Origin of the sequence: Bradyrhizobium sp. LHD-71 (assembly GCF_031157255.1) — a bacterium.
Classification (GTDB): Bacteria; Pseudomonadota; Alphaproteobacteria; order Rhizobiales; family Xanthobacteraceae; genus P52-10.
Genome location: NZ_JAVIFX010000033.1, coordinates 25,560 through 41,989, shown reverse-complemented (window position 1 = coordinate 41,989; position 16,430 = coordinate 25,560). Strand labels below are relative to the sequence as shown.

The following is a 16,430-nucleotide window of genomic DNA, read 5'->3' as shown; positions in this document are numbered from 1 at the left end:
CGGATGTCACGGACCGCCTAACATGGGCGTCGCGGAGGGGCAATGTAAGCTCCCGGACGCAGTCGCAAAACGGCGTGGACAGCTGCTTGTGTTGCGCGCGAACGGCTTTGGCTCATGCATCCGTCAGGCTTAGCGGGCGAACCGGTCTTTCCATGCGGGCAGGCTGCCGGGGAAGGGCAGGGCCGTCGCCTCGTAAACGCCGCGCGCGATCGCACGGGCGACGACGTTTGCGGCCAGCATGCCGAGCTCATTCATGTCGACCGGCCCGTCGATGGGTTTCTTGCCAGTCGCTACGGCAAACACCACGTCGCCGTCGAGCGGTGCGTGGACTGGATTGATGGCGCGTGCGAGCCCCACCTGAGCCACGACCGCCAGCCGCCGGGCCGCGGCCTTCGTCAACTGAGCGTCCGTGACGACCACCGCCAGAGTGGTATTCTGCAAGGGTGTCGCACGCGGGCCGCCCTTCAGGCGCGGCGCGTGCATGTCGGCGGTGAACGATGCCGGCTGCCCACGACCGCCGAACTCCCCGTTCAGCTCGAACGGTGCAGCCCAGAACCAGGGGCCATCGCCGACCACGACGCTGCCGGCCGCGTTTGCCACTGCAAGCGCGCCCACCTGCACGCCGCGGCTTGTCGTGGCGGAGGCGGATCCGACACCGCCTTTGAGATTGGCCGTCGTTGCGCCGAGCCCGGCGCCGACGCTCCCAAGCGCGAAGACGCCGTCGCGCGCGGCCGCCGCGGCGGCATAGCCGAAGTCGCGGTAGGGCGAGAACCGGCCCCAATCCTTGTTGCCGCCGTTCAGCAGGTCGAAGATGACGGCGCCGGGCACGATCGGCACGCGCACCGGACCCATCGGAAAGCCGCGGCCTTGTTCGGCGAGCCAGGCCATCGCTCCGCCGCCGGCATCGAGGCCGAAGGCCGAGCCGCCCGAAAGCGTAAGCCCATGGATGGCCTCGACCGTGTAGCCGGGCTCCAGCAACGTGGTGTCGCGTGTTCCGGGGCCGCCGCCACGCGCGTCCATCGAGGCGACGACAGGCTCATCGAAAATGACGGCTGTGGTGCCGGATCCGAGGCTGCGATCCTCGACATGGCCGACGCGCACGCCTTCGATATCGGTGAGGAGGTTGTTCATCTGTTCCACCTTCGACCCGCAGATGAGCGCATGGCAGCTTGCCGGTCAACCATGCGAGATCACGAGCCCTTCACAACGCGCGGAAGATGAGCAGGCGCTCTTGCGCAGCAAGCCCGTTACGTCGCATCTAGCCCTATGATTTCCGACGTTTCCATCCTCGCGGCGCTGGTCGCGGGCGTCATCAGCTTCCTGTCGCCCTGCGTGCTGCCGCTGGTTCCGCCGTATCTCGTGTACCTGACCGGCGCCACCGTCGAGCACGTCGCTTCCGGGGAGCCGCGCGCGTGCTCGCGCCGCGCGGTGATGATCGCGGCGGCGATGTTCGTGCTCGGTTTCTCCACCGTGTTCGTCGCACTGGGCGCAAGCGCCAGCGTCGTCGGCGCGCTGGTGCGGGCCTGGTCGGCGGAGCTGTCGATCGTCGCCGGCATCATCATCATTGTCATGGGCCTGCATTTCCTCGGCCTGACGCGCATCGACCTTTTGATGCGCGAGGGCAGGCTCGGCATGGCCAAGCCGGTCGGGCTGTGGGGCGCGTATGCGATGGGGCTTGCTTTTGCGTTCGGATGGACGCCGTGCATTGGTCCCATTCTGGCGGCGATCCTCGCGGTGGCAGCTTCGGAGGCGACGGTCGCCAAGGGGGCGGGACTGCTCGCGGTCTATTCAGCGGGCCTTGGCATTCCATTCCTGCTTGCGGCGCTAGCGATCGAGCGGTTCTCCAAGCTGCTTGCGCGTTTCAAGCATCAACTCGTCAACGTCGAGCGGGCGATGGGCGTGCTGATGCTCGTCACCGGCATCGCGTTTCTCACCGGCACCATCACCCATGTCAGCATCTGGATGCTGGAGACGTTTCCGGCGCTGGCCAAGTTCGGATAGTGGCAGAAAAAAAGCCGCCCCGGAGGGGCGGCTTGATGTTTGCGCGCCAAGTTCGCTCAGGAGCCCTTGCCGGGATTGACCTCGGCGTAGCCGCCCTTGGCGTCGAACTTGTAGACGACATAGTCGATTAGCTTGAGGTCGCCCTTGGGGTCGAACGACAGCTTGCCGAGCACGGTATCCCAGGTGCCGCCCTTGATCGTATCGGCAATCTTCTTGGCGTCAGTGGTGTTCGCCTTCGCCACGGCCTGCGTCCACACCTGCATCGCAGCGTAGGTGTAGAGCGTGTAGCCTTCCGGATCGATGCCCTTCGCCTTGAACTTGTCGACCACGGCCTTGGCGGTCGGCTTGTTGCGCGGGTCGGGACCGAAGGTGAACAACGTGCCTTCGGCGGCTGCGCCGGCGATCGAAGCATATTCCTTGTCGTTCAGCGCGTCGCCGGCCATCAGCACGGTCTTGAGGCCCTGATCGCGCATCTGGCGCATCAGAAGGCCGCCTTCCTGGTGATAGCCGCCGACATAGACAAGGTCGATGTTGTCGCGCTTCAGGCGCGAGACGATCGCAGCGAAGTCCTTGTCGCCCTTGTTGTAGGACTCGAACATCTTCTCCTTGATGCCCGCCTTGTTCAGCGCCTTCTTGGTTTCGTCGGCGAGGCCTTTGCCGTAGGTCGTCTTGTCGTTCAGGATCGCGACGTTCTTACCCTTGAAGTGCTTCGCGATGTAGTCGGCAGCGACGATGCCCTGCTGGTCATCGCGGCCGCAGACCCGCAGCACGTTCGCGAGCTTGCGCTCGGTGAACAGCGGGTTGGTCGAGGCCGGCGTGATCTGCAGAACGTTGCTCTCCGAATAGACTTCGGAGGCGGGGATCGATGACGACGAGCAGAAGTGTCCGGCGACGAACGGGATCTTCATGCCCGCCATCTTCTCGGCGACCGAGCGGGCCTGTTTCGGATCGCAGGCGTCGTCACCCACTTCCAGTTTCAGTTTCTTGCCCATCAGGCCGGGACCAGTGTTGAAGTCGGCGACGAACTGCTCGGCGCCATTCCTCATCTGACGTCCGAACGCCGCTTCGCCGCCTGTCATCGGTCCCACGACTGCGATGCTGGTGTCCTGCGCCCAAGCGGCCGTCCAAGTCGTCAGGGCGACCGATGCGCCGAACGCCAGGCCGGCCAATTTGAGATGTCTCATTCGCCTCTCCTTGCAGCACGCGTCGGATCGAATTCCGACGCAAGATGGATCACATTGTCGGACGGTTTTTGGCGCAAGTCACCGACAATCTTTGGGCATCAGGGGGCTTTTGCCGGTACATCTTGGCGCAGTCGCCAGTTCAACGGACCGGCCGGCTCGTAGAGCCAATAGTACTGCCGGACCATCTGGCCGGCGCGCGCATAACGCCAAGACAACAGTGCGACGGCGATCAGGCAGCCGGTTTCGAAGATCCAGGTCATGGGCTCCAGCAGCGTTTCATCAAACAGCGCAAAATGCAGGAACCGCAACGCGAAACCCAACGGCAGCATCGCGGCGGTGGCAATCCACGCCGGCCGCCACGACAGTGCAATGGCGCGCCCGGCGGCCCAGGCACAGCCGAAGCCGAGCACGAAGGTGAGGAACAGCACGTGCAGGAACGAACCTTCCGCGTAGAGCTGGGGCATCAGTGGCGTCCCCCCTCGAGATAGGCGGCGCGGATTTCCGGTCGCTGCAGCAATTCGCCGCCGGTTCCGCTCAGCGTTATCAGGCCGTTCACCATGACATAGCCGCGATGGGCGAGCCGCAGCGCGTGGTTGGCGTTTTGCTCGACGATCAGCACGGTCAGTCCGTCGCTGCGATTGAGCTGGCGGATGGCGTCGAAAATCTGCCGCGTAATCAGCGGGGCAAGGCCGAGCGAGGGCTCGTCGAGCATCAACAGCCGCGGCCGGCTCATCAGCGCGCGGCCGATCGCCAGCATCTGCTGCTCGCCGCCGGACAGCGTCCCGCCGCGCTGGGTCAGCCGCTCCTGAAGGATCGGAAACAGCGAGAGCACCCGGTCCAGGTCGGCGCGCGTGTCGCCGCCGCCGTCAGCGGCGTCGGCGCCCATCTGCAGGTTCTCCATCACACTCATGCGCGGAAAGATGCGGCGCCCTTCGGGCGATTGGGAGATCCTGAGCCGCGCGATGGCATGGGTCGGAACTTGCGTGATGTCCTGTCCGTCGAAGATGATGTGACCGGCCTGCGCGCGCGGCCGGCCGAAGACGGACATCATCAACGTCGACTTGCCTGCGCCGTTCGAGCCGATCAGCGCGACGATCTCGCCGCGGTTGACCTCGAGATCGACGCCTTTCAGGGCGATGATCTTGCCGTAGGCGGCGCGCAGGCCTGTGACTTTGAGGAGGGCGCTCATCGCTGGCCCTCCATGACGGCGACAGCGGTGGCCTCGTCGGCGACGCCGAGATAGGCGGCGACGACTTTCGGGTCATTCCGCACATGCTCCGGCGTTCCGTCGGCAATCTTCACGCCATGATCGAGCACCACGACGTGATCTGAGATTTCCATCACGACCGACATGTCGTGTTCGATCAGCAGGATCGACGTGCCGTGGTCGGCACGAATAGCCAGCAGCAATTCGTTCAACGCGCCGCTCTCTCGCGCATTCAATCCTGCGGCAGGTTCGTCGAGGCACAACAGAGCCGGCTCCGAACACATCGCACGCGCGATCTCCAGCCGCCGCTGATCGCCGTAGGCGAGGTTGCCGGCCGCCTCGTCGGCGCGATCGAGCAGGTGCATCCGGTCCAGCCAGTAGCGCGCGAGATCGATCGCGCGCCGCTCGGCGCTGGTGAACGCCGGTGCGCCAATCAAGCCAAGGAATGTCATGCCGGAGGCGCGCATCAGCATGTTGTGCTGTGCCACCAGAAGATTCTCCAGCAGCGTCATCCCGGCGAACAGGCGGATGTTCTGGAACGTGCGGGCGACCTTGGCGAGCTTTGAGATCCGATAGTCGAACAGCCGCTCGAGCAGAAACGTCTTGCCGTCGGCATGAGTAAGCTGGAGCATGCCCGCGGTCGGCTTGTAGAATCCGGTGATGCAGTTGAACACCGTCGTCTTGCCGGCGCCGTTCGGGCCGATCAGCGCGGTGATCTTGCCGCGTTCCGCACTGAAGCTGAGATCGCCGACCGCGACGATGCCGCCGAAGCGCATCGACAAATGCGTCACCTCGAGAATGGCGTCGCTCGGGCCGTTCATCCGTGCCCTTCCTTGACGAGCGAAGACGAGATTGCGGTTTTGTGTTGCAGGAATACGGTCGGGTCCCGATGACCGACCAGGCCGCGCGGCCGCCAGACCATCATCAGCACCATCGCCATGCCGAACACCAGCATGCGGTACTGCTCGAGCCCGCGGAACAGTTCGAAACCGCCGATCATCGCCACTGCAGCCAGCGCGACACCGAGCTGCGAGCCCATGCCGCCGAGCACGACGATGGCGAGGATGAAGGCCGATTCCAGGAACGAGAATGATTCCGGACTGATAAAGCCCTGCCGCGTGGCGAAGAACGCACCTGCGAAACCGCCGAACATCGCGCCGACGGCGAAGGCGGTGAGCTTCGTCGTCGTCGTGTTGATGCCGAGCGAACGACAGGCGATCTCGTCTTCGCGCAGCGCCTCCCAGGCGCGGCCGATCGGCAGTCGGCGTAGGCGGATGGTGACCCAGTTGGTCAAGAGCGCCAGCGCCAGGATCAGATAGAACAGAAAGATGATGCGGTGCGTGGCCGAGAACTCGATGCCGAACACCGCCGCAAATCCATCGTCAGCGGCAGTGAATGGAATGCCGAAGAACGTCGGGCGCGGAATTCCGGTGATGCCGTTGGGGCCGCCGGTGACCGTCTGCCAGTTGATCAGGATGAGCCGAATGATCTCGCCGAAGGCGAGCGTGACGATGGCCAGATAGTCACCGCGCAGCCGCAGGACCGGAAAACCGAGCAGCACGCCCCAGAAGGCGGCGAGGATGCCGGCGAGCGGCAGGCAAATCCAGAACGAGAGATCGAACGTCGTTGCCAGCAGCGCGTAGGAGTAGGCGCCAACGGCGTAGAAGGCGACGTAGCCGAGGTCCAGGAGCCCGGCGAGGCCGACCACAACGTTCAGCCCCCAGCCAAGCATCACATAGGTGAGCACGAGAATGCTGAGGTCGAGCACGTACCGCTGATCGTAGAAGATCACCGGTATCAGCACGGTGAAGCCGAGCAGGGCGGGCGCGATGAGGCGGCGGATCGTCGCCAGCGGACCTTCGAGAGCGCGTGGAACCAGGTTCGCGGGTTCGAAGTGACGGAATCGGTGCCGCAGCAGTTCGACCACGATGCTGCCCACGAACACCGCAGCGACGATGGCGGCAAGCTCCTCGAACCGCGTCCAGTAGACCAGTTGCGCGCTGGTGCCGCCGGCTTCTGTGCGTACGCCGATCATCAAGGCGAACATGCCGAATGCGATCAGCGCACTGATGCAGGCCCTCTTGAAGACGAAGCCGACGTTGAGCGCAGGTGTGGGCCGGACGGAAATGGGTGCGGCCGTGTCGGTCGCCATCAGACTTTCTCGATCTCGGGACGGCCGAGAATTCCGGTCGGCATGAAGATCAGCACCACGATCAGGATCGAGAACGCCGCGACGTCCTTGTACTCGATCGAGAAGTAGGCGGACCAGAATGTCTCGATCAGGCCGATCGCAAGGCCGCCGAGCATCGCGCCCGGCAGTGAGCCGATGCCGCCCAGCACGGCAGCAGTGAACGCCTTGATGCCGGCAATGAAGCCCATGTAGAAATCGACCACGCCGTAATAGAGCAGGTACATTACGCCGGCGACCGCCGCGAGTGCCGCGCCGATCACGAACGTCATCGAGATCGTGCGGTCGGTATCGACGCCGAGCAGTGCCGCCATCGTCTGGTCCTGCGCACAGGCGCGCATGTCGCGTCCGAGTCTCGTGCGGGCGACGATGAAGGAGAAAATGGTCAGCAGCACGACCGTCGTCACCACGACGATGATCTGCACGTTGGACAGCTGAACCGCGAAATTGTTGCTTTCGAACAGGGTAAGGCCGCCGGTGATGATCGGCGGCACCGGCTTAACCTGGGCGCCCTGCGAGACTTGCGCGAAGTTGCCGAGCACGAACGACATGCCGATAGCCGATAGCATCGGAGCCAGCCGGAACGATTGGCGGAGGGGTCGATAGGCGATCCGCTCGATCGTCCAGCCGTAGAGCGCGGTAGTTGCCATCGCTACCAGCAACACCAGAAGCAAAATCACCGGCACGGCGGTGAGACCGATCGAGACGAAGATCAGAAAGGAGATCAACGCGATGAAGCCACCGATCATGAAGATATCGCCGTGGGCGAAATTGATCATGCCGACGATGCCGTAAACCATCGTGTAGCCGATGGCGATGAGGCCGTAGATGGAGCCGAGCGCGACACCGTTGATGAGCTGCTGTGCGAAATATTCCATGCGCCGCCGCGAGAGATTGGCCGGACGCTGAAGGTCCGGATCAGGAAAATTGTTAACAGTGGGAACTTTCAGCGGCAACCTTGACGAAGGGCGTAGTCGAACTGTCCACGGTAACAAGCCTCCTGGCGGGTTCCGCCAGGGTCCATTGCCTGCGGAACCGGCAGTTTCAGCAACCAAGGTGGCGTGGACGCGTTGACCATCAACTCAACAAGGGAGTTGCGTATGAACCAGAATCCGAATCAGCAGGATCGCAAACCCGGTCAGCAGCAGCAGGGTGGCGGCCACAAGGGCGGCCAGCAGCAGGGTGGCGGTCAGAAACCCGGCCAGCAGCAGCAGGAGCAGAACAAGCCCGGTCAGCAGGGCCAGCAAGAGCCGCGTCAGAAGTAGGGCGGCGACCCGAGGCGAAATTGAAACGAAGGCCCTGCAACGAGCGGGGCCTTTGTTTTTGCGCCTGCCGGGTTATCCACATCGGCGGGCGCAGTTAAGGTAAACGAAAGGTTCAAATTGCCCGCCCAATTGAACGGGCGCTAGCTGGCGGTCCGATCAACAGGCAACGAAAATGCTTCACGGCTGGCGCATCACGACGATCAATGGTCTGCTGCTTGCGCTCTATTTCGTACCGGCCTGGACCAATGCGGCGCTGAAGATTGTCGTGTTTCCCATCCGCGGCATTTACGCGCCCGCGAACATCGGTCCGGCGCTGTTCGTCAACGACACTTTTCATCTCGCAACGCTTGGTACCGTACGCTTTGCCTGGCTGCTGGCGCTTGTGAAATTCGTCGTTGTGGCTTGCCTCCTGCTGTTCACCGCGCAAACCGTCCCCGGCAAGAACGGCAAGCACGACGGCGGTGACGAAGTGCTGACGTTGGCGCTTCTATTCGGCAGCATCGTCAGCGTCGCAAGCATGGCGGCGGCGGCAGCCGTTGCCGAAGCCGCCGCCTTGCGTCTGCATGCGACCGAGTCCCTGCTGCTGCTCGGCGGTCTGGTGCTGCTCGTGGTCGAGTCGCAAAATTATGGCGCGGGGTGCAGTGAGGCTTCGGCCTACCGCTGCGTCAAAAAGCCGATGAGCGCGTCGTTGAATGCGTAAGGCTGCTCGACGTTCGAAAGGTGCGCGGCGTCAAGCAGCGTCATGCTGGCTTTCGGGATCGCCTTGCGCATGAATTCGGCCTGCTCGACGGTCGTGCTCGTGTCGTGGCGGCCGGCAATGATCAAGACAGGCCTCGAAATTCGCGGCAGCAGGTCGCGCTGGTCGAGGCGGCTCAGCGCTTCGCAGCACCCGGCATATCCTTCCACGGGTGTCGCAATGAACATGCGCCGGATCTCCTCGGTGATGCCGGGCTCGCGCTCGCGGAAATCCTTCGTGAGCCACGAGGCCATCACCGAATCGGCGATGCTTGCCATGCCGTTTTCGGTCACCGCCCTGACGCGGTCCTGAAAGCGCGCCGGGTCGGCAAAGTGGCACGTGGTGTTGGCAAGCACGATCCTGTCGAACCGCTCGGCGGCATTGGCGCCGAGCCACTGGCCAACCATGCCGCCCATCGATAAACCGCACCAGTGCGCAGTGCGAATGTTGAGCGCATCGAGAATCGCTATCACGTCGCGTCCGAACCGTTCGAACGAGTAGGGACCGTCCGTGCCGGACCTGCCGTGACCGCGCCGGTCGTAGCGGATCACGCGAAACTGGCTGCCCAGCGCCGCTACTTGCGGCTCCCACATCCTGATCGTCGAGCCAAGCGAGTTGGAGAAGATGACGGTCGGTCCGCCTTCCCGGCCGTCGATGGCGACATGGAGGGGACAGCCGTCGGCGTCGATGATGGGCATGATTGCTTCCGTCCCGAATCTGTTTTTTTCAACGGTTGCCGCCATTCTACCCCGCCGAACGTCGACAGTCTCGCCGGTGGCGGAGATCGTGGAAGAAATTTGCCCTCAACACTTTTCGGCGATTGTCTTTTCTTGAGGCGAGTGGTCCATTGACTGATTGCTCGCGGCGCGATGACAATCGGCGGCACCAGAGGCGGAGACCGACGCAATGGCGATGACCATGAATGGCGAGTATCAACTCGCTGCCACGCGGGACGTCGTGTGGGCCAAGTTGAACGATCCGGAAATTCTCAAGGCGTGTATTCCCGGCTGTGAGGAGCTGGAGAAAGTCTCCGACACCGAATTCCGCGCGACGGCCAAAATGAAGGTCGGGCCCGTGTCCGCCCGCTTCAAGGGGCGCGTCACCTTGAGCGATCTGGATCCGCCGAACGGCTACAAGATTTCTGGGGAGGGTGAGGGCGGCGTCGCCGGATTCGCCAAGGGAGGCGCGACGGTGGCGCTTGCCGAGAAGGACGGTGGTACCGCGCTGACCTATGACGTGGAGGCGCAGATCGGCGGCAAGCTGGCGCAACTCGGCCAGCGCCTGATCAACGGCTCGGCCAAGAAACTGGCGGATGAGTTCTTCGCGAATTTCGCCGAAGCCGTGCAGGGCAAGCAACCGTGACCTGCGGTTGCCCAGCGCCGAATTGCCCCCTATCATAGCTTAGACTCTTTCCAAAAGCCGGATTGCCGGAAGATCAGTTGCTGCGCGTCCCGAGCGCCGCAGGGAGGAAGATGCTGGTGGCTAAAGTCTCGATTACAGTGAACGGCACTGTTCATTCCGCGAACATCGATCCGCGGACGCTGCTCGTTCAATTCCTGCGTGAGAACCTTCGCCTGACCGGTACGCATGTCGGCTGCGATACTTCCCAGTGCGGCGCTTGCGTTGTGCATGTGAACGGCAAGGCGGTGAAGTCCTGCACGACGCTGACCGTGATGGCGGACGGCGCCGACGTGCTGACCATCGAGGGTCTGGCGGCGGACGGCGCGCCGCTGCATCCAATGCAGGAAGCGTTCCGCGAGAACCACGGCTTGCAGTGCGGCTTCTGTACGCCCGGCATGATCATGACGGCGGTGGATCTGGTCAATCGCAAGGGCCATGATCTCGACGACCACACGATCCGCGAGGAACTCGAGGGCAATCTCTGCCGCTGCACCGGCTACCACAATATCGTCAAATCGATCGCCGCCGGCGCCAAGGCAATGGCAAAGCCGGCGTAAATGCTAGGTGAATAGGTAAGTTGTAAGTCCGCATCCGACTGAGCCGTCCTTCAAGGATACGACGATGTACGAATTCAAATTCTCCCGTCCCGCCACGGTGCGTCAGGCTGCAAATCTTCTGGCCAAGACCGAGGATGCGAAGCTGATCGCTGGCGGCCACACGCTTGTGCCGGTGATGAAGCAGCGGCTCGCGCGGCCTGCACAACTGATCGATCTGTCGAAGGTCGAAGGTCTCGATACCATCGAGATGAAGGGGCGCTCGCTGGTGATCGGCGCGATGGCTCGTCACGCGAGCGTGGCAAACTCGGCGATCGTCAAGGCGAATATTCCTTCGCTTGCCAACCTTGCCTCGATGATCGGCGATCCGGCCGTGCGCCACATGGGCACGATCGGCGGCTCGCTCGCCAACAACGATCCGACGGCGGACTATCCGGCGGCTGTGATGGCGCTTGACGCCACCGTCGTCACCAACAAGCGCAAGCTGAAGCCGGAGGAGTTTTTTCAAGGACTATTCACGACAGCGCTCGCGCCGGACGAAATCATCACCCGGGTACAGTTTCCGGTGCCGAAGAAGGCAGCCTACATCAAGTTTCGCAACCAGGCCTCGCGCTACGCGCTCGTCGGGGTGTTCGTCGCCAAGCGCCCGTCAGAGGTGCGGGTCGCGGTCACCGGCGCCGGCGGCGACGGCGTGTTCCGTGTGCCGCAGTTCGAGGAGGCTCTGAAGAAGCGCTTTTCTCCAAAATCGCTCGACGGTCTGACCGTCTCGGCCGACGGGCTCAATAGCGACCTGCACGGCAGTGCCGAATATCGTGCGCATCTGATCGGCGTGATCGCGCGCCGCGCCGTCGAGGCGGCGAACGCTTGAGGCGGCGCTCCGGCGTCGCAGGTTGAACCATGATTGCGGCATCCGCAGTTCCGAACTCGGTCGATGCGACGCTCGACCTGTTGTTGAAGCACGGCTATCTCGCCGAGCGGGCGCTCGCGACGGTGACGTTCCTGTCGCTGAAGATGGGGCGGCCGCTGTTTCTCGAGGGAGAGGCGGGTGTCGGCAAGACCGAGATCGCAAAGGTGTTGTCTGTCGCACTCGGGCGCAAATTGATCCGCCTGCAGTGCTACGAAGGCCTCGATGTTTCATCCGCCGTCTACGAGTGGAACAGCGCAGCGCAGATGATCGCCATTCGGATGGCGGAGGCAACCGGCGAAACCGACCGCGAGCGACTGTCGCACGACGTGTTCGCCGAGCAATACCTGATCAAGCGGCCGCTGTTACAGGCGCTCGAGCCGGATGCGGCCGGCGCGCCGGTGCTGCTGATCGACGAGCTCGATCGCGCGGATGAGGCGTTCGAAGCGTTCCTTCTGGAAATCCTGTCGGATTTTCAGGTGACCATCCCGGAGTTCGGGACCGTCAAAGCGCCCAAGCCGCCGATCGTCATCGTCACCTCGAACCGGACCAGGGAAATCCATGACGCGCTGAAGCGGCGATGTCTATATCATTGGGTCGACTATCCGTCCGCCGAGCGCGAGATCGCCATCGTCAAGTCGCGCGTCTCGGGGATCTCGGCCAGACTGTCGGAGCAGGTCGTTGCCTTCGTCCAGGCGGTGCGCGAAGAGGACCTGTTCAAGCCCCCTGGCGTTGCGGAAACCCTGGACTGGGCGACAGCATTGCGCGAGCTCGACGCCAAAACGCTGACGCCGCAGGTCGTCGGCGACTCGCTCGGCGCGCTGCTGAAGTATCAGGACGACATCTCCCGCATGCAGGGCGAGGCCCTGACGAAGACGCTCGAGACAGCGCTCGCCGGCAAATCCAGGTAGGTCGCGCATGCCGGACGGCGTCGCAGAACCACAGACGAAAGGCGTCATCGCCGACAACATCATTGGTTTCGCGCGCGCGTTGCGCGCTGCCGGCATGCCTGTCGGGCCGGGCGCGACGATAGACGCCCTGAAGGCGCTGCAGGTGGTCGGTCTCGGCAACCGCTCCGATGTGTTCACGGCGCTGGAAAGCGTGTTCGTCAAGCGGCATGAGCATGCAGCGATCTTTGCGCAAGCCTTCGATATCTTCTTCCGCGCGATGCAGGACTGGGACCAACTCGTCGACAGCGTGCCGCTGCCGGGTCAGCCCGAGCAAAAGCCGCCGCCGCCGGCCTCACGCCGCGTGCAGGAGGCATTGGCGCAGCGCGACATGGTGCATGAGCGCGAAAGCACCGTGGAGGAGATGCAGCTTTCCGTCTCTGACGAGGAGGTTCTGCAGACCAAGGATTTCGCGCAGATGAGCGCGGCGGAGATCGAGGCCGTGACCCGCGCCGTGCAGCGGATGACGCTGCCGCTCGCCGAAAAGCCAACGCGGCGCTTCCAGCCGACGCCGCACGGCCGAAGGCTGGACCTCAGGCGGACGCTGCGCGGCTCGCTGCGGACCGGCGGCGAGATCGTCAACTTTCACCGCCTCGGTCATGTCGAGAAGCCGGTGCCGATCGTGGCGCTGCTCGATATCTCCGGCTCGATGAGCGAGTACACGCGTCTGTTCCTGCATTTCCTGCATGCGGTCACCGATGCCCGCAAGCGCGTCTCGGTCTTTCTCTTTGGCACACGGCTGACCAACATCACCCGTGCGTTGCGCGCGCGCGATCCGGACGACGCACTGGCGCGCTGCTCGGCGCTAGTGGAAGACTGGTCAGGTGGCACCCGCATCGCGCCGTCGCTGCATGCATTCAACAAACTGTGGGGGCGCCGCGTGCTGGGGCAGGGCGCCATCGTGCTGCTCATCACCGACGGGCTGGAGCGCGAGGCCGACCAGCGGCTCGGCTTCGAGATGGACCGGCTGCATCGCTCCTGCCGCCGGCTGGTCTGGCTCAACCCGCTGTTGCGCTATTCCGGCTTCGAGCCGAAGGCGCAAGGCGTCAAAATGATGCTGCCGCATGTTGACGAATTCCGCCCGGTACACAATCTAAAGTCGATGGGCGAATTGATCGAAGCGCTGTCCGCCGCGCCCCCGCGCGGACGGTTCGATCAGAGGTCCGCCGCCTAAGATAGTTTGGGAGAAAGCCGTATCACTCTTATCGTCGTCTCCGCGAAGGCGGGGACCCGGTATTCCAGAGCGTCAGCGGACGGATCACTACGCTGCGGGGTACTGGATGTCCGCCTTCGCGGGCATGACGCATCAAAGTGGGAGAGAGCAATGCTCAGCCGCGACGACGATATCCTGAAGATTGCAGAAGACTGGAAGAAGGCCGGCCACGGCGTTGCACTTGCGACCGTGGTCGAGACCTGGGGCTCGGCGCCACGGCCGACCGGCTCGCATCTCGTCATCAACGACGAGGGGACATTCCTTGGATCCGTCTCCGGAGGCTGCGTCGAAGGCGCCGTCGTCACCGAGGCGCTGGATGTGATCTCGAGCGGCCAGCCAAAGATGCTGGAGTTCGGCGTCGCCGACGAGACCGCGTGGAACGTCGGCCTGTCCTGCGGGGGCACCATTCGTGTGTTTGTCGAGAAGGTCGGGTCGTGAAGGCAGAAACGCTCGCCCAATTGAACGCGGAGCGCGCCGCGCGACGGCCGGCGCTTGTCGTGACCGACATGGCCAGCGGCGAGCAGCGGCTGGTGAAGGCGAAGGATATCGCCGCCGACGAGCTCAGCGGCGAGCTCGACCGGCATCTTCGCATGGGCAAAAGCGGCATGGTCGAAGTGAACGGTCGCAAGCTGTTCATCACCGTGCATGCGCCAACTGCGAAGCTCGTGATGATCGGCGCGGTTCACATCAGCCAGGCGCTGGCGCCGATGGCGCGCGCGCTCGACTATGACGTGACCGTGGTCGACCCGCGCACGGCATTCGCAAGCCCCGAGCGCTTTCCCGATATTCCATTGATCGCCGAATGGCCGGATGTGGCGCTGCCGCAGCTCAACGTCGATCCCTACACCGCCTTTGTCGCGCTGACGCACGATCCGAAGATCGACGATCCGGCGCTGACGCACGCGCTCGAAAGGAAGTGCTTCTACATCGGCGCTCTCGGCTCGCGCAAAACTCACGCAAAGCGCATCGAGCGACTGAAGCAGCAGGGCGTTTCCGAGCCCGCACTGGCGCGCATTCACGCGCCGATCGGGCTTGCTATCGGTGCGGTCTCGCCGGCCGAGATCGCCGTTGCGATCATGGCGGAGATCACGGCGACTTTGCGCATGCCGAAGGACGCGGCTGCAGCTAAAGTGAAAGAACCCGCATGAAGTTCGGCGCGATGAAGCCGCCCGAAGCGATCGGCGGCGTCACGGTCCATAGCATTCGCCAGAACGGCCTTGTGCTGAAGAAGGGCACGCTGATCGGCGCGGCCGAAGTGGAGGCACTGGCGAAGGCCGGCGTCGGCGAAATCGTCGTTGCGCAGCTCGAGCAGGGTGACATCTCCGAGGACGAGGCGGCGGCCAGCATCGCGCAGGCGATCGGCGGCGAGGGGGTCACCGTCGAACGGGCCTTCACCGGCCGTTCCAACCTGTTCGCGGCTGCGCCCGGCGTGCTTGTTGTCGACCGCGCCGCGGTCGACCGCATCAATCGCGTCGACGAGGCGATCACGCTGGCCACTCTTCCGAACTTCAAGCCGGTGGTCGAAGGCGAGATGATCGCCACCGTCAAGATTGTACCGTTCGGCATGCCGGCGCAGTTGCGCGACGAAGCCGTCAGTGCGGCGACGCGCGAGGCGCTTCGGATCGCGCCTTATCGCATCAGGAAGGTCGGCATCGTCTCGACACTGCTGCCCGGGCTTGCGGCGAAGGTCGTCGAGAAGACCCTGCAGGTCACGGCGCAGCGCCTGGCGCCCGCGGGGGCCGGCATCGTCGCCGAGAAGCGCATCTCGCACGACGAGAAGGAATTGACCGCTGCGATCGCCGAGATGTTCTCCGCGGGCGCCGAGCTCGTGATCGTGTTCGGTGCCTCGGCGATCGCCGACCGGCGCGACGTGATTCCGGCTGCGATCGAGCGTGCCGGCGGCACGGTCGAACATTTCGGCATGCCGGTTGATCCCGGCAATCTGATGCTGGTCGGGCAGGTGAACGGCGCGCCGGTGCTGGGCGCGCCAGGCTGCGCGCGCTCACCGAAGGAAAACGGTTTCGACTGGATTCTCATGCGCCTCCTGGCGGGACTTCCTGTGACGCGCGAGGACATTACGGGTCTCGGGGTCGGCGGGTTGTTGATGGAGATCGTCACTCGTCCGCAGCCGCGCGTCGTTTCCGGCGCAGACAGCAATCGCAATGTGACCGCGGTCGTTCTCGCAGCCGGGCGCTCGAGCCGGATGGGCGGGCCGAACAAGCTGTTGGAGACCTTGCATGGCAAGCCGCTGGTGCGGATCGTCGCTGAGCAGGCGCTCGCCTCGCACGCCGGAACAGTCATTGTCGTGACCGGGCACCAGGCCGACAAGGTCCGCGCGGCGCTGCAGGGGCTGAACGTCAACTTCGTGGCCAATCCGGATTTCGCCGCGGGAATTGCCAGTTCGGTGAAGGTCGGCATCGCCGCCGTGCCTGCCGAGGCCGATGGCGCAGTGATCTGCCTCGGCGACATGCCGCGCGTGGACGCCAACCTGATTGACCGCCTGATCGACGCGCTTGCGCCGGACAAGGGCGCGCTGATCGCAGTGCCGGCCGCGGAAGGCCGCCGCGGTAATCCGGTGCTGTGGTCGCGCCGTTTCTTCGATGAGCTGATGACACTCGAGGGCGATGTCGGCGCGCGTCACATGATCGCGCGCCATGCCGAGGCGGTCGTCGAGGTCGAGACGGACGGGCAGAGCGCCTTCCTCGACATCGACACGCCGGAGGCGCTGGCGTTGGCGAGGGGGTGATCCTTTCGGTGTCCTGGTGATCGTAGCCCGCATGAGCGTAGCGACATGCGGGGACAGACTTTGTGACAAGAACCCCGCATATCG

General features: G+C 64.1%; 19 protein-coding genes. 11 read left to right on the top strand and 8 right to left on the bottom strand.

The window, feature by feature from the left end; genetic code table 11:
* Positions 1 to 129: 129 nt before the first annotated feature.
* Positions 130 to 1,131, bottom strand: a complete 1,002-nt coding sequence (locus tag RCO31_RS29020; protein ID WP_308971783.1) for a P1 family peptidase — start codon at positions 1,129 to 1,131, stop codon at positions 130 to 132.
* Between the two features lie 135 nt (positions 1,132 to 1,266).
* On the opposite strand from RCO31_RS29020, the gene RCO31_RS29015 reads away from it, so the two are divergent.
* Positions 1,267 to 2,001 (top strand): cytochrome c biogenesis protein CcdA, encoded by a 735-nt coding sequence (locus RCO31_RS29015; protein ID WP_308971782.1) that lies wholly within the window; start codon positions 1,267 to 1,269, stop codon positions 1,999 to 2,001.
* 56 nt (positions 2,002 to 2,057) lie between these two features.
* Here RCO31_RS29015 and RCO31_RS29010 read toward each other — a convergent pair whose 3' ends face one another.
* The 6 genes from RCO31_RS29010 to RCO31_RS28985 form a co-directional block, all read right to left on the bottom strand.
* A complete protein-coding gene (locus RCO31_RS29010) occupies positions 2,058 to 3,185 on the bottom strand; it encodes a branched-chain amino acid ABC transporter substrate-binding protein (protein ID WP_308971781.1) in 1,128 nt (375 codons plus the stop codon).
* A 98-nt stretch (positions 3,186 to 3,283) separates the two neighbouring features.
* A complete protein-coding gene (locus RCO31_RS29005; RefSeq protein ID WP_308971780.1) occupies positions 3,284 to 3,649 on the bottom strand; it encodes a DUF6867 family protein in 366 nt (121 codons plus the stop codon).
* Positions 3,649 to 4,374, bottom strand: a complete 726-nt coding sequence (locus tag RCO31_RS29000) for an ABC transporter ATP-binding protein (protein ID WP_308971779.1) — start codon at positions 4,372 to 4,374, stop codon at positions 3,649 to 3,651. Before RCO31_RS29000 ends, RCO31_RS29005 begins: the two co-directional genes overlap by 1 nt.
* Positions 4,371 to 5,213 carry an ABC transporter ATP-binding protein gene (locus RCO31_RS28995; RefSeq protein ID WP_308971778.1) on the bottom strand — a complete coding sequence of 281 codons (843 nt, stop codon included), beginning with the start codon at positions 5,211 to 5,213 and terminating at the stop codon, positions 4,371 to 4,373. The genes RCO31_RS29000 and RCO31_RS28995 overlap by 4 nt, the downstream gene beginning before the upstream one ends.
* A complete protein-coding gene (gene livM / locus RCO31_RS28990; protein WP_308971777.1) occupies positions 5,210 to 6,544 on the bottom strand; it encodes a high-affinity branched-chain amino acid ABC transporter permease LivM in 1,335 nt (444 codons plus the stop codon). The genes RCO31_RS28995 and livM overlap by 4 nt, the downstream gene beginning before the upstream one ends.
* Positions 6,544 to 7,458, bottom strand: a complete 915-nt coding sequence (locus RCO31_RS28985; protein WP_308971776.1) for a branched-chain amino acid ABC transporter permease LivH — start codon at positions 7,456 to 7,458, stop codon at positions 6,544 to 6,546. Before RCO31_RS28985 ends, livM begins: the two co-directional genes overlap by 1 nt.
* 222 nt (positions 7,459 to 7,680) lie before the next feature.
* Here RCO31_RS28985 and RCO31_RS28980 point away from each other — a divergent pair, with 222 nt between their 5' ends.
* The gene (locus RCO31_RS28980) at positions 7,681 to 7,845 is read left to right on the top strand and encodes a hypothetical protein (protein WP_308971775.1); all 165 of its coding nucleotides are present in this window, start codon (positions 7,681 to 7,683) and stop codon (positions 7,843 to 7,845) included.
* Between the two features lie 172 nt (positions 7,846 to 8,017).
* Positions 8,018 to 8,545, top strand: a complete 528-nt coding sequence (locus tag RCO31_RS28975) for a hypothetical protein (protein WP_308971774.1) — start codon at positions 8,018 to 8,020, stop codon at positions 8,543 to 8,545.
* On the opposite strand, the gene pcaD is transcribed toward RCO31_RS28975, so the two are convergent.
* On the bottom strand, positions 8,500 to 9,279 hold the full coding sequence (gene pcaD / locus RCO31_RS28970; protein ID WP_308971773.1) for a 3-oxoadipate enol-lactonase: 780 nt from the start codon (positions 9,277 to 9,279) through the stop codon (positions 8,500 to 8,502). The genes RCO31_RS28975 and pcaD overlap by 46 nt on opposite strands.
* 208 nt (positions 9,280 to 9,487) lie before the next feature.
* Here pcaD and RCO31_RS28965 point away from each other — a divergent pair, with 208 nt between their 5' ends.
* The 8 genes from RCO31_RS28965 (at position 9,488) to RCO31_RS28930 (ending at position 16,346) form a co-directional block, all read left to right on the top strand.
* Positions 9,488 to 9,943: a carbon monoxide dehydrogenase subunit G gene (locus RCO31_RS28965; protein ID WP_308971772.1), complete on the top strand. Its 456-nt coding sequence runs from the start codon at positions 9,488 to 9,490 to the stop codon at positions 9,941 to 9,943.
* Positions 9,944 to 10,059: 116 nt separating this feature from the next.
* A complete protein-coding gene (locus RCO31_RS28960) occupies positions 10,060 to 10,539 on the top strand; it encodes a 2Fe-2S iron-sulfur cluster-binding protein (protein ID WP_308971771.1) in 480 nt (159 codons plus the stop codon).
* A 64-nt stretch (positions 10,540 to 10,603) separates the two neighbouring features.
* Positions 10,604 to 11,404 carry a xanthine dehydrogenase family protein subunit M gene (locus RCO31_RS28955; RefSeq protein WP_308971770.1) on the top strand — a complete coding sequence of 267 codons (801 nt, stop codon included), beginning with the start codon at positions 10,604 to 10,606 and terminating at the stop codon, positions 11,402 to 11,404.
* Positions 11,405 to 11,433: 29 nt separating this feature from the next.
* Entirely contained in the window at positions 11,434 to 12,351 is a 918-nt protein-coding gene (locus RCO31_RS28950) for a MoxR family ATPase (RefSeq protein WP_308971769.1), read from the top strand.
* A gap of 7 nt (positions 12,352 to 12,358) precedes the next feature.
* On the top strand, positions 12,359 to 13,561 hold the full coding sequence (locus tag RCO31_RS28945) for a VWA domain-containing protein (RefSeq protein ID WP_308971768.1): 1,203 nt from the start codon (positions 12,359 to 12,361) through the stop codon (positions 13,559 to 13,561).
* A 150-nt stretch (positions 13,562 to 13,711) separates the two neighbouring features.
* Positions 13,712 to 14,038 carry an XdhC family protein gene (locus RCO31_RS28940; RefSeq protein WP_308971767.1) on the top strand — a complete coding sequence of 109 codons (327 nt, stop codon included), beginning with the start codon at positions 13,712 to 13,714 and terminating at the stop codon, positions 14,036 to 14,038.
* Positions 14,035 to 14,748, top strand: a complete 714-nt coding sequence (locus tag RCO31_RS28935) for an XdhC family protein (RefSeq protein ID WP_308971766.1) — start codon at positions 14,035 to 14,037, stop codon at positions 14,746 to 14,748. The genes RCO31_RS28940 and RCO31_RS28935 overlap by 4 nt, the downstream gene beginning before the upstream one ends.
* On the top strand, positions 14,745 to 16,346 hold the full coding sequence (locus RCO31_RS28930) for a molybdopterin-binding/glycosyltransferase family 2 protein (protein ID WP_308971765.1): 1,602 nt from the start codon (positions 14,745 to 14,747) through the stop codon (positions 16,344 to 16,346). The genes RCO31_RS28935 and RCO31_RS28930 overlap by 4 nt, the downstream gene beginning before the upstream one ends.
* Positions 16,347 to 16,430 lie beyond the last annotated feature (84 nt).

Coding starts and splice junctions, on each gene's coding strand:
- RCO31_RS29020 (WP_308971783.1), bottom strand. CDS start 1,131: ATGAACAACCTCCTCACCGATATCGAAGGCGTGCGCGTCGGCCATGTC.
- RCO31_RS28975 (WP_308971774.1), top strand. CDS start 8,018: ATGCTTCACGGCTGGCGCATCACGACGATCAATGGTCTGCTGCTTGCG.
- RCO31_RS28980 (WP_308971775.1), top strand. CDS start 7,681: ATGAACCAGAATCCGAATCAGCAGGATCGCAAACCCGGTCAGCAGCAG.
- RCO31_RS28955 (WP_308971770.1), top strand. CDS start 10,604: ATGTACGAATTCAAATTCTCCCGTCCCGCCACGGTGCGTCAGGCTGCA.
- RCO31_RS28940 (WP_308971767.1), top strand. CDS start 13,712: ATGCTCAGCCGCGACGACGATATCCTGAAGATTGCAGAAGACTGGAAG.
- RCO31_RS28995 (WP_308971778.1), bottom strand. CDS start 5,213: ATGAACGGCCCGAGCGACGCCATTCTCGAGGTGACGCATTTGTCGATG.
- RCO31_RS29015 (WP_308971782.1), top strand. CDS start 1,267: ATGATTTCCGACGTTTCCATCCTCGCGGCGCTGGTCGCGGGCGTCATC.
- RCO31_RS29000 (WP_308971779.1), bottom strand. CDS start 4,374: ATGAGCGCCCTCCTCAAAGTCACAGGCCTGCGCGCCGCCTACGGCAAG.
- RCO31_RS28950 (WP_308971769.1), top strand. CDS start 11,434: ATGATTGCGGCATCCGCAGTTCCGAACTCGGTCGATGCGACGCTCGAC.
- livM (WP_308971777.1), bottom strand. CDS start 6,544: ATGGCGACCGACACGGCCGCACCCATTTCCGTCCGGCCCACACCTGCG.
- RCO31_RS29005 (WP_308971780.1), bottom strand. CDS start 3,649: ATGCCCCAGCTCTACGCGGAAGGTTCGTTCCTGCACGTGCTGTTCCTC.
- RCO31_RS28965 (WP_308971772.1), top strand. CDS start 9,488: ATGGCGATGACCATGAATGGCGAGTATCAACTCGCTGCCACGCGGGAC.
- RCO31_RS28945 (WP_308971768.1), top strand. CDS start 12,359: ATGCCGGACGGCGTCGCAGAACCACAGACGAAAGGCGTCATCGCCGAC.
- RCO31_RS28930 (WP_308971765.1), top strand. CDS start 14,745: ATGAAGTTCGGCGCGATGAAGCCGCCCGAAGCGATCGGCGGCGTCACG.
- RCO31_RS28985 (WP_308971776.1), bottom strand. CDS start 7,458: ATGGAATATTTCGCACAGCAGCTCATCAACGGTGTCGCGCTCGGCTCC.
- RCO31_RS29010 (WP_308971781.1), bottom strand. CDS start 3,185: ATGAGACATCTCAAATTGGCCGGCCTGGCGTTCGGCGCATCGGTCGCC.
- pcaD (WP_308971773.1), bottom strand. CDS start 9,279: ATGCCCATCATCGACGCCGACGGCTGTCCCCTCCATGTCGCCATCGAC.